The sequence below is a fragment of the Candidatus Brevundimonas colombiensis genome (assembly GCA_029202665.1).
Taxonomy (GTDB): domain Bacteria; phylum Pseudomonadota; class Alphaproteobacteria; order Caulobacterales; family Caulobacteraceae; genus Brevundimonas; species Brevundimonas colombiensis.
In genome coordinates this window covers 2446211-2460554 of record CP119326.1, presented here as the reverse complement: position 1 = coordinate 2460554, position 14344 = coordinate 2446211, and the positions used below count along the sequence as shown (strand labels likewise).

Here is a 14344-nt window from a genome sequence, read left to right as displayed (position 1 = left end):
CCGACATGGACAAAACGACCCAAACCCTTAATTGATAACGGTTCTCACTAAGCGGTTAGATCAGCCCGGTTTGCGGAAGCGATAGACGAACTGATCGGTCCGGCCGCGAATCTTCTCATCGAAGACGTTCAGGCTGTGATCGTCGGCAGGGTTGGCGACAGCGGTGCTTTCCCTTTCATAGACGAATCCGGCCGCCTCGACTTCGCGTTTCAGATAGTCGCCTTCGATCCTATGCAGGGTCTGGACCGCCGAAATCCCGCCCCCTCGCGCCGCCTGGTGATCGATCAGGATGTAGCGGCCGCCCGGCTTCAGGGCGGCGAAGGCGGCGGCGTTCATCCGGGCGACATCGGTGTTGAAGCCGGGGATGTGGAAGTCATGGTATTCCTGGCTCATGAAGATCATGTCCAGCGGCTCGGCGAAGGTCATGGCGTCCAGCAGGCCGTTGACGCGCGTCACGTTCGGATAGGCCGCGACCAAAGCGTCGGCCCCTGCGTTTTCGCGCGCCATCGTGCGCTCCGGCACGAAGGCGTAGACCCGACCGGTCGGGCCGACCACGTCGGAAAACAGGCGGGTGAAATAGCCGGCGCCGGGGCGGATGTCGGCGACCTTGTCGCCCGGCGCAAGTTGGGCGAAGGCCAGGATTTCGGCCGGATGACGCAGCGCATCGCGCGCGACCTCTTCGGCTGGACGCTTCGGATCGGCGATGGCCTCGGCGTAGAGAGCGGCGTATCCTGCCGGCTCTGCATCAGCCGCTGCCGGATCAGCCAGCACGGCGTAATCTGAAGATCTGACGACTGTCCGCTTCCCGCCGTCCGAGTCGATGATAATGCAGCCGGACAGGCCCGCCGCAAGAGCCAGGGCCGCCGCGCCCGCCGCCAATTTCCCGATCATCGCCGTCTCCCTGGATTTGTCGGCGATAGGCCCGCATTTCACCGATCCGCGCAAGCGGCGATCACGGGCGAAATGATCCGACGCATCTCGCGATTTGCGCCGCCCGCCCCGCAGCGCTAGTCCCACGCCAGATTTCCCAAGGTCACGCCATGCTTCCCTATCAGCCCGCTCCCTTCCCGCTCGCCCGGCCGCGCCGCCTGCGCGCCAGCCCGTGGGTGCGCCGCCTGGTCGCCGAGACGACCCTGACGCCGGCCGACCTGATCTGGCCCCTGATCGTGCATGACGGAGCCGAGGATCGTGTTCCGGTCGCCTCCATGCCCGGCGTGTTCCGCCTGTCGCCCAAGGCCGCAGCGGCGGCGGCCGTCGAGGCCCGCGACCTGGGCATTCCGATGATCGCCCTGTTCCCCAATGTCGATGGCGCGATCAAGGACGCGGTCGGCACAGGCGCGACCGACCCCGACGGCCTGATCCCCGAGGCCATCCGGGCCATCAAGGACGCCGCGCCCGAGATCGGCGTCATGACCGACGTGGCGCTGGACTGCTATACCGACCACGGGCACGACGGGGTGATGGAGGGCGAGCGGATCGCCAACGACGCCTCGTTGGACCGGCTGGCCGAACAGGCTTTCATCCACGCCCACGCGGGCGCCGACGTCGTGGCGCCCTCCGACATGATGGACGGCCGCATCCAGGCGGTGCGCGAGGCGCTGGAGGCCAATGGGTTTCAGGACACGCTGATCCTGTCCTATGCCGCCAAGTTCGCCTCGGCCTTCTACGGGCCCTATCGTGACGCCGTGGGATCTTCGATCATGTTGAAGGGCGACAAGAAGACCTATCAGATGGACTACGCCAACTCCGACGAGGCGCTGAAAGAGGTGGCCATGGACCTGTCGGAAGGCGCCGACGCGGTGATGGTCAAGCCGGGAATGCCCTATCTGGACATCGTGCGGCGGGTTTCAGAGACGTTCCGCGTACCCACCTTCGCCTATCAGGTGTCGGGCGAATACGCGATGATGCAGGCCTCTATCGCCAACGGCTGGCTGGACCAGGACCGCGCCATTCTGGAGACGCTGCATGGGTTCAAGCGGGCCGGCTGCGCCGGCGTCCTGACCTATTTCGCGCCCCAGGCTGCGCGGCTGCTGGGCCGATGACCGTCGAAATCCGCCCCGTCACGGACAACGATTGGCCGGGGCTGTGGCCGATCATCGAGACCGTCACGCGCGCCGGCGAGACCTATGCCTATCCGCTGGACATGACCGAGGCGCAGGCCCGAACGATGTGGACGCCGCACGCGCCCGGCGGAACCCTGGTCGCCGTTGAGGACGGCCGAGTGCTGGGGGCCGCCAAGATCATCGCCAACCAGCAGGGAAACGGCGCCCACGTCGCCAACGGCAGTTTTATGGTCGCCCCCGAGGCGCGCGGACGCGGCGTGGCCCGCGCGCTGGGCGAGGCCGCCCTGGCCTTCGCCCGCGACGCCGGGTTCAGGGCGATGCAGTTCAATGCGGTCGTGGAAACCAATGGGGTCGCCGTCGCCCTGTGGCGGAAGCTGGGCTTCGACATCATCGGCACGGTTCCAGAGGCGTTCGATCATCCGACGCACGGACCGGTCGGCCTGCACGTCATGTATCGGAAGCTCTGAGGCGTCAGTCGCGCGTTTGGAGCCGCGCCGCCAGGCTGGACGTGTCCCAACGGTTCCCGCCCATGGCCTGGACCTCGGCGTAAAACTGATCGACGAGGGCCGTCAGGCTGAGCCGCGCGCCGTTCGAGCGCGCTTCGTCCAGCACCAGCCCCAGGTCCTTGCGCATCCAGTCGACGGCGAAGCCGAAGTCGAACTGGCCCTTGGCGGCCGTTTTCCAGCGGTTGTCCATCTGCCAACTCTGGGCCGCGCCCTTGGAGACCGCCTCATAGGCGGCGTCGGTGTCCAGACCCGCGATCTGGGCGAAATGCACCGCCTCGGCCAGGCCCTGGACCACGCCGGCGATGGCGATCTGATTGACCATCTTGGTCAGCTGGCCCGATCCGGCCGGTCCCATGTGTTTGATCGCCTTGGAATAGGCGTTCAGCGCGGGTTCTGCCTTGGCCAGGGCCTCGGCGTCGCCGCCCGCCATGACGCTGAGTTGGCCGTTCTCCGCCCCGGCCTGCCCCCCCGACACGGGCGCGTCGATGAAACTGCGCCCCTGCCCCGCCGCCAGTTCAGCCATCTCGCGCGCCAGTTTGGCCGAGGTCGTGGTGTGATCGACCACGACGGCGCCATCAGCCAGGTGCGGCGCAGCCTCGGTCACGACCGTCCGCACGTCGTCGTCATTGCCGACGCACAGGATGAACAGGTCCACGCCCTGGGCCGCCTCGGCCACGGTCGCCGCCGTCCGTCCGCCGGTCGCGGCGGCCCAGGCCTCGGCCTTGGCGACCGTGCGGTTGAAGCCGGTCACGTCGTGGCCTGCCCGCACCAGGTGACCCGCCATCGGGGCGCCCATGACGCCCAGGCCGGCGAAAGCGATCTTCATGTCAGGCTCCTCAAACGTTTGCGTCGCACTAGGCCGCGACGCGTCGCCGTTCAAGGTCAACGCCCGGTTAACCTTGGCCAGGCCAGAATGGGACACCACTCCTCGGGATGCGCATCCATGTCCGTGAGCGATCGTCCGATCCTCATCAAGAAGGTCAAGAAGGTCTCCGGCGGGGGCCACCATGGCGGCGCGTGGAAAGTGGCCTATGCGGACTTCGTGACCGCCATGATGGCCTTCTTCCTGCTGATGTGGCTGATCAATACGACCGACCCGGAACAGAAGCGCGGCATCGCCGAATATTTCGCCCCGGCCAGCGTATCGGAAACCACATCGGGCTCGGGCGGGATTCTGGGCGGCACGGCGCTGGGGGACGACGGGGCCAAGAGTTCAGGTTCGCAATCCGTGCTTCAGGAACTGGCGCCCGAGGCGCCGGCGACGGATCAGAACGGCGCCAGCGCCAACCTGTCGTCGGCCAGCGACGCCGCGCTCCAGGCCGAAATGCAGAAGCGTGAAGCGGCCGAGTTCGCCAGCGCCGCCGAATCCCTTCGCCAGGCCATGCAGTCGATGCCGGAACTGGCCGAACTGTCCAAACAGTTGATCGTGGATCAGACGCCCGAAGGACTGCGTATCCAGCTGGTCGATCAGGAGGGCCGGTCGATGTTCGACAACAACTCGGCCCGTCCCAACGCCCGCGCCCAGGTGCTGCTGAGGGCGGTGTCCAAGGTCATCAATCAACTGCCCAATCGCATCTCCGTCACCGGCCACACCAGCGCGACGGCCGGCTCCAACCGCGCCAGCGCGCCTGCGGACTGGACCCTGTCGTCCGAACGCGCCAACGCCTCGCGACTGGTGCTGCAATCGGCCGGGGTGGACGCCGACCGCATCTATTCCGTGGCGGGCAAGGCAGGGTCCGATCCCCTCTATCCCGACGACCCCAGCCTGGCCGGCAACCGCCGCATCGCCATCGTCCTGCTGCGCGAAGCGCCTGTCCTGCCGACGGACACCTCGCTGTGACCCGCCCTGCTGCAACGCCGACGCTTGCAGCCCGCGCGCGAATGACGGCAAATCGCGCCATGACCCCCGTGTCGCAAAATCGGCAAGATCGGATGCGGACCTGAGGCCGTGACCCAGCACGTTCCGACACGACAGCTTCGCTTCTTCATGACCTCGGTGGCGCCCTGCCCCTATCTGCCCGGAAAGACCGAGCGGAAGGTGTTCGCCAACCTGCCCTTTTCCGACGGCGCCCACGTCAACGACGAACTGACCCTGGCCGGATTTCGGCGCAGCCAGAACATCGCCTATCGCCCCGCGTGCGAGGCCTGCGACGCCTGTGTGTCGGTGCGCCTGCCCGTGCCGGCCTTCACCTTTAGCCGGTCGCAGCGCAAGGTTCTGGCGCGTAACGACGACCTGTCGCGCAGCCTGGTCGAGGCCGAGGCCACGACCGAGCAATTCCAGTTGTTGCGCCGCTATCTGACCACCCGTCATCCGACCGGCGGGATGAGCGACATGGGCTGGATGGATTATGTGGCCATGGTCGAGGACACGGCCGTCCGCACCCATCTGATCGAATACCGCCTGCCTTCGACCGACGGCGGGCCGGGCGATCTGGTCGCCGTGACCCTGACCGACCTGCTGAACGACGGTCTGTCGATGGTGTACAGCTTCTATGACCCGACGATGGAACGGCGAAGCCTGGGCCGGTTCGCCATCCTGGACCACGTCCGCCAGGCCGCCATCGTGGGCCTGCCCTACGTCTATCTGGGCTATTGGGTCAGAGGGTCGGCCAAGATGGACTACAAGGCCGATTTCCGCCCGATGGAGATGCTGGGCAAGCTGGGCTGGACGCCGCTGGAGGATTAGGTTCAGCCGCTAATCGTCATTCCAGGGCAGAGCGTAGCGAAGAACCCGGAACCCAGGGCCGGATTTGTCCCGCCAGACGCATTCGACGCCGATCCCAGCCGCCTGGGTTCCGGGTTCGTTCGGACGCCTCGGAATGACGCCCTTATCTGAACTTCCTTAAACCCCGCGGCCCTTGCCGTCCGGCCCCGGCGCGTTTGCCCAGCCAGTCCTTCCAGTCAGGCCAGTTGCGGCGACGCCCGCCGCCGTCCGCCCATTCCGGCCCCTGTTCGGCATTGAACACGGTCACATCGGCCAGACCGCCCTGTTTGAAATTCTGTAGGCGCACGCCCTTGCCGCGTCCCATTTCGGGCAGTTCGACCAGGGGGAAGATCAGCGTCTTGATGTTCTCGCCTATGGTGGCGATGTGGTCCCCATTAACCCGCTGCATGGCCAGCATCTCGCCGTTCAGCACCTGTTTGCCGCCGCGCTTCTGGGCTAGGGTGTCGTCTTCCGGCGCGATGAAGCCGTAACCCGCCTTGGACGCGATCAGCAGTTTTCCGCCCGGCTGGTGCGCCAGGACGGCGATGATGTCCGCCTTCTCGTCCAGATCAATCATCAGGCGCAGCGGCTCCCCGTGTCCGCGCCCGGACGCCAGCTTGTCCGCGCCGATGGTGAAGATGCGCCCGTCCGAGGCTCCGACCAGCAGTTTGTCGGTCGTATAGGCCGGGACCAGATAGGCCAGTTGGTCGCCTTCCTTGAACTTCAGCTCCGACGGGTCCTCGACCTTGCCCTTGGCGGCGCGAATCCAGCCGCGCTCCGACAGTATGACGGTGATGGCTTCACGCGGGATGAAGGCTTCAGGCGCGACGAAGGCCGAGGCGTCCACGGCGTCGGCGATTGTGGTCCGGCGCGGCGAGATCAGGGCCTTGCGAACGGCCTCCAGCTCCTTCGAAATCGCCTTCCACTGCTTGCCTTCCGAAGACGTCAACGCCTTCAGGCTGGCAAGTTCCTCCGCCAATGCGTTGTATTCCTTATCGATCGCCATTTCCTCGATCCGCGCCAGTTGGCGCAGACGGGTGTCGAGGATGTAGTCGGCCTGAGGCTCAGTCAGGCCGAAGCGTGCGATCAGGACCGCCTTGGGCTGTTCTTCCTCGCGGACGATGCGGATCACCTCGTCCAGGTTCAGGAAGACGATCCGCAGACCTTCCAACAGGTGCAGACGCTTCTCGACCCGTTCGATCCGCCATTGCGAACGCCGGTTCAGCACCTCACGACGGTGATCCAGGAAGGCCCGCAGGCAGTCCTTCAGCCCCATGACGCGCGGCGTGCCGCTGGCGTCCAGCACGTTCATGTTGATCGGGAAGCGGACCTCCAGATCGGACAGTTTGAACAGGCTTTCCATCAGCATCTCAGGCTCGATGGTGCGGTTCTTGGGCTCCAGGATCAGGCGGATGTCTTCCGCCGACTCGTCGCGCACATCCCCCAGCAGCGGGGCCTTCTTGTGCTCGATCAAATCCGCCAGAGCCTCGATCAGGCGCGACTTCTGCACCTGATACGGCATTTCGGTGACGACGATCTGATAGGCGCCGCGATCCAGCTTTTCCTCGCGCCATTTTGCGCGCAGCCGTACTCCGCCCCGGCCCGTCTCATAGGCGTCAAGGATCGAGGCCTGACCTTCCACCGACACCCCGCCGGTGGGGAAGTCCGGGCCGGGGACCAGTTGCACCAGCTCGGCGGTCGTCGCGTCCGGCCGCTCCAGCAACAGCTGGCAGGCGTCGATCAGCTCGCCGACATTATGCGGCGGGATCGAGGTGGCCATGCCGACCGCGATGCCGGACGATCCATTGGCCAACAGGTTCGGGAAACCGGCCGGCAGGACGACCGGCTCCTCGTCATGGTCGTCATAGGTGGCGCGGAAATCGACCGCGTCCTGGTCGATGCCGTCCAGCAGCAGGACGGCGGCGGGCGTCAGCTTGCACTCGGTATAGCGCATGGCCGCCGCGCTATCGCCGTCGATGTTGCCGAAGTTGCCCTGACCATCGACCAGCGGATATCGCTGGGCGAAATCCTGGGCCAGACGCACCAGGGCCTCATAGATCGAGGCGTCGCCGTGCGGGTGGTATCCGCCCATGACCTCGCCGACGACCTTGGCGCATTTGCGCGCCGCCGCCTGCGGGTTCAGCCGCATCTGGTGCATCGCGTACAGGATGCGGCGGTGCACGGGCTTGAAGCCGTCGCGCACGTCCGGCAGGGCGCGGTTGGTGATGGTCGACAGGGCGTAGGCCAGATAACGGCGGCTGAGCGCCGTCTCCATCGGCTCGTCGATGATGCGGCCGCCTTCCGGCGGCGGGGCGTGGATCGTCATGGCTCTGCGAATCGGGGATCGGAAGCGATAAGTCTAGCCCGCCCCGCCTCAGTTTGGGGGATAAGCCGATGCCGAGGGTGACCGAAAGCCTCCGCCGTTCGTATTAAGGCGCACATACTGCGTCAGGCCGTCCGATGATCCTGTTCCTGCTGTCCTATCTCGCCGGGGTTCTGACCATCGTCAGCCCCTGCATACTGCCCGTCCTGCCGTTCGTCTTCGCGCGCGCGGATCGGCCGTTCGTCCGCAACGGCCTGCCGTTGCTGGTCGGCATGGCCATTACCTTCGCGGGTGTCGCCACCTTGGCGGCCCTGGGCGGCGGCTGGGCCGTTCAGGCCAATGCGGTGGGACGTTGGATCGCCCTGGCGGTGATGGCCGTGCTGGGCCTCAGCCTGTTGTTTCCGGCGGTCGGCGACCGGCTGATGCGCCCGTTCGTGGCGGCAGGGTCGTGGCTGACCGACAAGGCCGAGCGGCATGGCGGCGACCAGGGCGACGTGCGCGCCTCCCTGTTGCTGGGTGCGGCCACCGGCCTGCTGTGGGCGCCGTGCGCGGGGCCGATCCTGGGAGTGATCCTGACCGGCGCCGCGCTTCAGGGGGCAGGCGTCGGCACGACGGTTCTGCTGCTGGCCTATGCGGCGGGTGCGGCCACGTCTCTGGCGCTGGCCTTGCTGGTCGGGGGCCGGGTGTTCAAGGCGATGAAGGGCGCGCTGGGCGTCGGCGAATGGGTGCGGCGGGGTCTGGGCGTTCTTGTGCTCATCGGCGTCGTCGCAATCGGCCTGGGCGCCGACACCGGCCTGTTGACCCGCATTTCGGCGGCCAGCACCAGCCGGATCGAACAGGCCCTGTTGAGCGGGATCGGTCGCGGCGTGCCGACGAACGCGGCGCCGACCGATCTGGCCGATCTGCCGGTAGAGGGCGCGATGCCGCCGCTGACCGGCGCCACGACCTGGATCAACACCCCGCCCCTGACGACCGAGCAGTTGCGCGGCAAGGTGGTGGTGGTCGATTTCTGGACCTATTCCTGCATCAACTGCATCCGCTCCATCCCCTACGTCCGGGCCTGGGCCGAGAAATACAAGGATCAAGGGCTGGTCGTGATCGGCGTCCATACGCCCGAGTTCGCCTTCGAGAAGTCCGAGGCCAATGTGCGTCAGAACATCCAGCGGCTGGGCATCGCCTATCCGGTGGCGATGGACAACGACTTCGCCATCTGGCGCGCGTTCAGGAACCAGTATTGGCCCGCCCACTATTTCATCGACCCCAAGGGTCAGATCCGCCACCACCACTTCGGCGAGGGCGATTACGCCGGTTCCGAGCGCGTCATTCAGCAACTGTTGAAGGAGGCGGGCGCGGCCAGTGTCGCCAGCGACGTGGTCAGGGTTCAAGCCAGCGGCGCCGAAGCCGCCGCCGACATGGGGCAGGTCGCGTCTCCAGAAACCTATGTCGGCTATGCACGCGCCGAGAATTTCCGTTCGCCCGGAGGCCTGGCTCGCGACAGCCTCAAGACCTATGCGGGCGCGCCGTTGCAACTGAACGACTGGAGCCTGGCGGGCGACTGGCGGGTCACGCCAGAACACGCCGATCTGCAGAAGGCGGGCGGGCGCATCGCCTTCCGGTTCCGGGCGCGCGACCTGCATCTGGTCATGGGGCCCAGCCAGACGGGCGCCGCTCCGCGCTTTCGCGTCACCATCGACGGGGTCGCGCCAGGCGGCGACGCCGGGTCGGATATCGACGCCCGGGGTCTGGGCCGCATCCAGGGCGAAAGGCTTTATCAGCTGATCCGCCAGACGGGGCCGGTGCGCGAACGCACCTTCGAGATCGAGTTCCTGGACCCCGGCGTCCAGGTCTTCGCCTTCACCTTCGGCTAGAGGCGACCGGCCTCGGCCAGCTTGTCCAGCATCCAGACGCGGGCGGGCGGCAAGGGCCGGTTCTGGGGGTGGAAGACGAACTGCTCCAGGAAATGGCCGGTCAGATCGAATCCGGCCCGGACGTCGCCTTCGATCAGGCCCGCCTGAGCGCCCAGCATGAAGGGCGGCAGGGTCAGCATCTTGTCCGCATAGGGGGCGCCGGCCGCGCGACTGACCGCCCGGCCGGTGCGGGGGCTGACGTAGATCAGGTCGTCCGCCGTGCCCGTCGCCGCGCATTTCGACAGGTCCAGACCAAAGCCCAGGTCCTCCAGAAGCCCGGCCTCGAACCGCACGAAGATCGCCGGCCACACATCCGGCAGGACGAAGGCCGCCATCAGCGCCTCGAACGCCAGGAAGACGCCCGGGTGCGGCTCCCGTTCCGGCAAGGCGCCCTGGGCCACGCCGGCCGCCGCCGCCAATCCGGTCAGGGCCAGAGCGTGATCGAACAGGGCGCTGGGCCCCTCGCCCACCGGCTCCAGCCGCGCGGCGCCCAGATGATCCGAAGTGCGCGCCCGATAGTCCGCCACGACCCGCGCCCCGGCCTGCAGAAAGGGCCGCATCTTGCGCGACGCCCCGCCCGCCACATAGGCCGAACGCCGCCCGTGTCCTTCGGTCAGCAGATCGACGACCGCGCCCGTGTCGCCGTGCGCCCGCGCCGACAGAACAAAGGCCTCTTCGTGAAAATCCATCTTCACGGCTTAGCGCGGCGCCGCGAAGTTGGCCATACGTTCCGCCTCAATGGGCGGACGCCGCCTCGCCCTTGATCGCCGCCACGACCGCATCGGCCCTGTCGTTGGGCACCGCGAAGCTCAGCACATATTGTTCGATCTTCCAGCCGTCGTCGGTCAGACGCATGACGCCCGAACCCCGCGTTTCGCCATAGGACGGACTGGCCAGCTTTTCCTCGAACCAGGCGATGCAGCGGCAGTCGATCGGGGCGATGGTGATGGCACGGGACGTCGCGGGGAACGACCAGGCGGTGTCCTTCTTGAACCATGGCTCGGCGAAGGCCCGGAACTGCGCCATGGTCCAGTGTTCGTTGGCGTCCGTGCCGACGAAACGCGCGTCGGGGGCGAACAGGCTGAAATAGGTCGCCTCGTCGGCCGTGGACGACGCCTGATTCAGCCGATCCAGAACCGAGGCGACCTGTGCCTCGGCGGTCGGGGCGGCGGTCGCGGATTGCGACAGGGCCAGGGCGGCGATGAGGGCGGTCAGCATGGCGATCTTCCTTCGATGATCGGGAATGGTGAAGCCGAGACCGCCCCGTCACAAGCCGCAATCGCCAAGCCTAGTCCGCGCTTTCCGGCACGGGATAGGTTTCGGGTTTCAGCACCTTGGCCAGGGCCAGCATGTTGCGCGCGGCGTTGCGGCCCACACGGTCGGCGTAGTCGTGGCCCTGATCCGTCTCGACATAGTCCGGCCCCGGTCCCGGTCCGAGGTGCCAATAGGTCCAGCTTTGCCCCGGCATGGTGAAACCCATGTCGATCAGGGCCTGGGACACGGTCGCGACGATGTGGTGCGCGCCGTCCTCATTGCCGGTGATGATTATGCCGCCCACCTTGCCGAAGGCGACAGGCCGACCGCTGTCGTCCGTTTCCTCAAACAGGGCGTCCATCCGCTCCAGCGCGCGCATGCAGACGCTGGACATCTGACCGACCCAGGTCGGCGTGGCGAAGACGACGATATCAGCCGCCATGATCTTTTCGTGGACCGCAGGCCAGTCGTCGCCTTCGCCCTGGTCGGTCTTCACGCCGGGTTTGATGTTCAGATCGACCAGGCGAATCAGTTCGGTCTCCGCACCGCCCTTCTCCAGTTCGCCGATCACCACATTGGCCAGGGCTTCGGTGCTGGACGTCTCGGGCGACGGTTTCAGCGTGCAGTTCAGGATCAGGGCTTTCATCGGCGAGTCCTTTCGTCAGTTTCCAGCTAACCGACGGCCGCGTCCGGCGTTCCCGCCTTGATAAAGATCATGGACGGCGGGCCTTACCTCGACCAAGGTCGAATGGATCACCGTCGCCGCCCGGCCTAGCCCGACGAGAAATCGCGTCGCCCCAGGCCCTCCCCGGCCGCAACCCACCTCCGTCCATGTCATCGCGTATCCGCAGCCAGGCGCTGAAATCCAAGGTCATGTCGGCCCACGACGCCGCCGCTCTGATTCCCGCCGGCTCCACGGTCGGGATGAGCGGCTTCACCGGTTCGGGCTATCCCAAGGCCGTGCCGCCCCAACTGGCCCAGCGGATCGAGGACGCCCACGCCGCCGGCGACGCCTTTCGCCTGAACCTGTGGACCGGCGCCTCAACAGGGCCTGAGCTGGACGGCGCCCTGGCCAAGGCCGACGGGATCGAACTGCGCCTGCCCTACAACTCCGATCCCATCGCGCGCGAGAAGATCAACTCGGGCCAGATGGACTATCTGGACATGCACCTCAGCCAGCTGGCCCCCGCCGTGTGGCAGGGCGTGCTGGGACCGCTGGATACGGCGGTGATCGAGGTGTCGGCCGTCAACGAAGACGGTTCGCTGGTCCCGTCGTCGTCCATCGGCAACAACAAGACCTGGCTGGATCGCGCCAACCGCGTGATCCTGGAGGTCAACCGCTGGCAGAATGCGGCGCTGGAGGGGATGCACGACGTCTATTACGGCACGGCCCTGCCGCCGAACCGCGTGCCCATCCCGCTGACGCGGCCGGATCAGTTGATCGGCCAGCCCAGCCTGCGTTGCGACCCAGACAAGATTGTCGCCATCGTCGAGACCGATGCGCCTGACCGCAACCTGCCCTTCGCCGCGCCCGACGCCACGGCCCGCGCCATCGCCGGCCACCTGATCGAGTTCCTGAAGCATGAGGTCAAGGTCGGCCGCCTGCCCGCCGGCCTGCTGCCGCTGCAATCCGGCGTCGGCAATGTCGCCAATGCGGTTCTGGCGGGCCTGATGGACAGTTCGTTCGAACGGATGGCCGCCTATACCGAGGTGATCCAGGACGGGATGCTGGACCTGCTGGACGCGGGCAAGCTGACGGTCGCCTCGGCCACCGCCTTTTCCCTCAGCCCGGAGGCGGCGGCGGACCTGAATGGCCGGATGGCCCAGTTCCAGGGCAAGATCATCCTGCGCCCGCAGGAAATCTCGAACCATCCCGAGCTGATCCGCCGCCTGGGCTGTATCGCCATGAACGGACTGATCGAGGCCGACATCTACGGCAACGTCAACTCGACCCAGGTCATGGGGTCGCGCATACAGAACGGCATCGGCGGGTCGGGCGATTTCGCGCGCAACGCCTTCATTTCCTGCTTTGTGACGCCCTCGACGGCCAAGGGCGGCAAGATTTCCGCCATCGTGCCGATGGCCAGCCACGTCGATCACATCACTCAGGACGTGCAGGTTCTGGTCACCGAACAGGGGCTGGCCGACCTGCGCGGCCTGTCGCCCAAACAGCGCGCCAGCGTCATCATCGCCAACTGCGCCCACCCCGACTATCGCGACGCACTGGTGGACTATTATGCGCGGGCGCTGAAGGGGTCATACGGCCTGCAGTCGCCGCACCTGCTGGACGAGGCCCTGTCCTGGCACCAGCGGTTCATCGAAACGGGTTCGATGAAGCCGGCCTAGCGCGCCAGCCTCGTGGGGAAGTCGCGCCCAAGGGCCTCGGCCATCCCCTGTTCCGCGATCAGGAACACCTGGTCGCGCAGATGATAGTTGTTGGACAGGACGATCACGATCACGTCCTGATCCGGCTGATAGAGCATCAGGTTGCGAAACCCGCCCCAGCTGCCGGTGTGATAGATCTGGCGGTCCTGGAAGCTGGGCTGAACCTGGTCGCCCAGACGGTTCGAGAAGATGCCATAGCCCCAGTCGCGGCGGGGATGGCTACGCTCGTTCGGTTTGGTGTCAGCAGGCGCGTGGTCGGCCAGCATCTGCTGATAGCTGGCGGGCGTCAGCAGCGATCCGCGATGCAGGGCCCGTTGCCAGACCAACAGGTCGTCCAGCGTGGAATAGACTGCGCCCGCCCCCGCCACGATGGAGGTGTTGGCGTTCGGCTGGGCCGCCAGACCGCCGGGGAAGTTGGCATAGCCCATGATGACGCCGTGATCGCCGCCGTCCAGATCCAGCCCCGTCTCCTTCATGCCCAGCGGCTTGAAGAAGGTGTCGCGCATATAGGTCTGGAACGGCTTGCCGCTGGCCTTCTCCACAATCGCGGCGGCCAGGTTGAAGCCGGCATTGTCGTATCGAACCTCGGTCCCCGGCTCGAACTGAAGGCCGAACCGCTTGGAATCCTCGGTCAGCTCGTCCAGCGTGGCGTGGGTCGTGCGACGCATCCCCCAGCCGGGCCGCGCCATCAGGTCGGGAATACCCGAGGTGTGCGACAACAGATGACGAATGCGGATGTCCTGCCACGCCGCCGGGCATGGCTGCATCCATTTGCACACCGGATCAGTGACATTCAGCTTGCCTTCGTCCTGAAGCTTCAGGATCGCCGTGGCGGTGAACTGTTTGGAGATGGAGGCCAGGCGGAAGCGGGAATCCAGCTTCAGCGGCTGATCGCGCTCATAGTTCGCCTTGCCATATACCTGACGAAACAGGACCTTATCGCCTCTGGCCACGAGAACGGCGCCCATGAAGCGTCCAGCCGCCGCCTCACGATCCAGGCGCGCGGCCAGTTGCGGCAAATCCTCGACGACCACGACCGGCGGACGTGGCGGCGCGTCCGCCCGTTCGGCGATCAGATCCGCGTCGCTTTTCGGAGCGACGGTCGTGGCCACGCCCGCCCAGAGGGCGCCGCCAATGATCAGCGCCCCCAGGACGCCCAGAATGAGCCGGGGATGTCCCCCGGCGGTACGCGGCACTTCAAA

The 14344-nt window shown here is 66.6% G+C and carries 13 protein-coding genes; 6 read left to right on the top strand and 7 right to left on the bottom strand.

Features of this window, described 5'->3' with window-relative positions; translation table 11 throughout:
* Nucleotides 1-60 precede the first annotated feature (60 nt).
* The gene (locus P0Y50_12010; protein ID WEK39262.1) at nt 61-891 is read right to left on the bottom strand and encodes a hypothetical protein; all 831 of its coding nucleotides are present in this window, start codon (nt 889-891) and stop codon (nt 61-63) included.
* A gap of 149 nt (nt 892-1040) precedes the next feature.
* On the opposite strand from P0Y50_12010, the gene hemB reads away from it, so the two are divergent.
* Nucleotides 1041-2042 carry a porphobilinogen synthase gene (gene hemB / locus P0Y50_12005; GenBank protein WEK39261.1) on the top strand — a complete coding sequence of 334 codons (1002 nt, stop codon included), beginning with the start codon at nt 1041-1043 and terminating at the stop codon, nt 2040-2042.
* Nucleotides 2039-2530, top strand: a complete 492-nt coding sequence (locus tag P0Y50_12000; GenBank protein WEK39260.1) for a GNAT family N-acetyltransferase — start codon at nt 2039-2041, stop codon at nt 2528-2530. Before hemB ends, P0Y50_12000 begins: the two co-directional genes overlap by 4 nt.
* A 4-nt stretch (nt 2531-2534) precedes the next feature.
* Here the strand turns inward: P0Y50_12000 and P0Y50_11995 are convergent, their stop codons facing one another.
* On the bottom strand, nt 2535-3395 hold the full coding sequence (locus tag P0Y50_11995) for an NAD(P)-dependent oxidoreductase (GenBank protein ID WEK39259.1): 861 nt from the start codon (nt 3393-3395) through the stop codon (nt 2535-2537).
* 117 nt (nt 3396-3512) lie between these two features.
* On the opposite strand from P0Y50_11995, the gene P0Y50_11990 reads away from it, so the two are divergent.
* Together P0Y50_11990 and P0Y50_11985 are read left to right on the top strand one after the other, a co-directional pair.
* Entirely contained in the window at nt 3513-4409 is an 897-nt protein-coding gene (locus tag P0Y50_11990; GenBank protein WEK39258.1) for a flagellar motor protein MotB, read from the top strand.
* 108 nt (nt 4410-4517) lie between these two features.
* On the top strand, nt 4518-5255 hold the full coding sequence (locus tag P0Y50_11985) for an arginyltransferase (GenBank protein WEK39257.1): 738 nt from the start codon (nt 4518-4520) through the stop codon (nt 5253-5255).
* Between the two features lie 142 nt (nt 5256-5397).
* On the opposite strand, the gene parC is transcribed toward P0Y50_11985, so the two are convergent.
* Nucleotides 5398-7599 carry a DNA topoisomerase IV subunit A gene (gene parC, locus P0Y50_11980; protein ID WEK39256.1) on the bottom strand — a complete coding sequence of 734 codons (2202 nt, stop codon included), beginning with the start codon at nt 7597-7599 and terminating at the stop codon, nt 5398-5400.
* Between the two features lie 134 nt (nt 7600-7733).
* Between parC and P0Y50_11975 the strand changes: the two genes are divergently transcribed.
* Nucleotides 7734-9464, top strand: a complete 1731-nt coding sequence (locus P0Y50_11975) for a cytochrome c biogenesis protein CcdA (GenBank protein ID WEK39255.1) — start codon at nt 7734-7736, stop codon at nt 9462-9464.
* Here P0Y50_11975 and recO read toward each other — a convergent pair.
* From recO to P0Y50_11960, 3 genes are all read right to left on the bottom strand, one after another.
* A complete protein-coding gene (gene recO, locus P0Y50_11970) occupies nt 9461-10192 on the bottom strand; it encodes a DNA repair protein RecO (protein ID WEK39254.1) in 732 nt (243 codons plus the stop codon). The genes P0Y50_11975 and recO overlap by 4 nt on opposite strands.
* 46 nt (nt 10193-10238) lie before the next feature.
* Nucleotides 10239-10721 (bottom strand): nuclear transport factor 2 family protein, encoded by a 483-nt coding sequence (locus P0Y50_11965; GenBank protein WEK39253.1) that lies wholly within the window; start codon nt 10719-10721, stop codon nt 10239-10241.
* 70 nt (nt 10722-10791) lie between these two features.
* Nucleotides 10792-11403, bottom strand: a complete 612-nt coding sequence (locus tag P0Y50_11960) for a flavodoxin family protein (protein WEK39252.1) — start codon at nt 11401-11403, stop codon at nt 10792-10794.
* A gap of 185 nt (nt 11404-11588) precedes the next feature.
* On the opposite strand from P0Y50_11960, the gene P0Y50_11955 reads away from it, so the two are divergent.
* Nucleotides 11589-13103 (top strand): acetyl-CoA hydrolase/transferase family protein, encoded by a 1515-nt coding sequence (locus P0Y50_11955; GenBank protein WEK39251.1) that lies wholly within the window; start codon nt 11589-11591, stop codon nt 13101-13103.
* Here the strand turns inward: P0Y50_11955 and P0Y50_11950 are convergent.
* Nucleotides 13100-14338: a serine hydrolase gene (locus P0Y50_11950; GenBank protein ID WEK39250.1), complete on the bottom strand. Its 1239-nt coding sequence runs from the start codon at nt 14336-14338 to the stop codon at nt 13100-13102. The two genes, P0Y50_11955 and P0Y50_11950, sit on opposite strands and share 4 nt — an antisense overlap.
* Between the last annotated feature and the right edge of the window lie 6 nt (nt 14339-14344).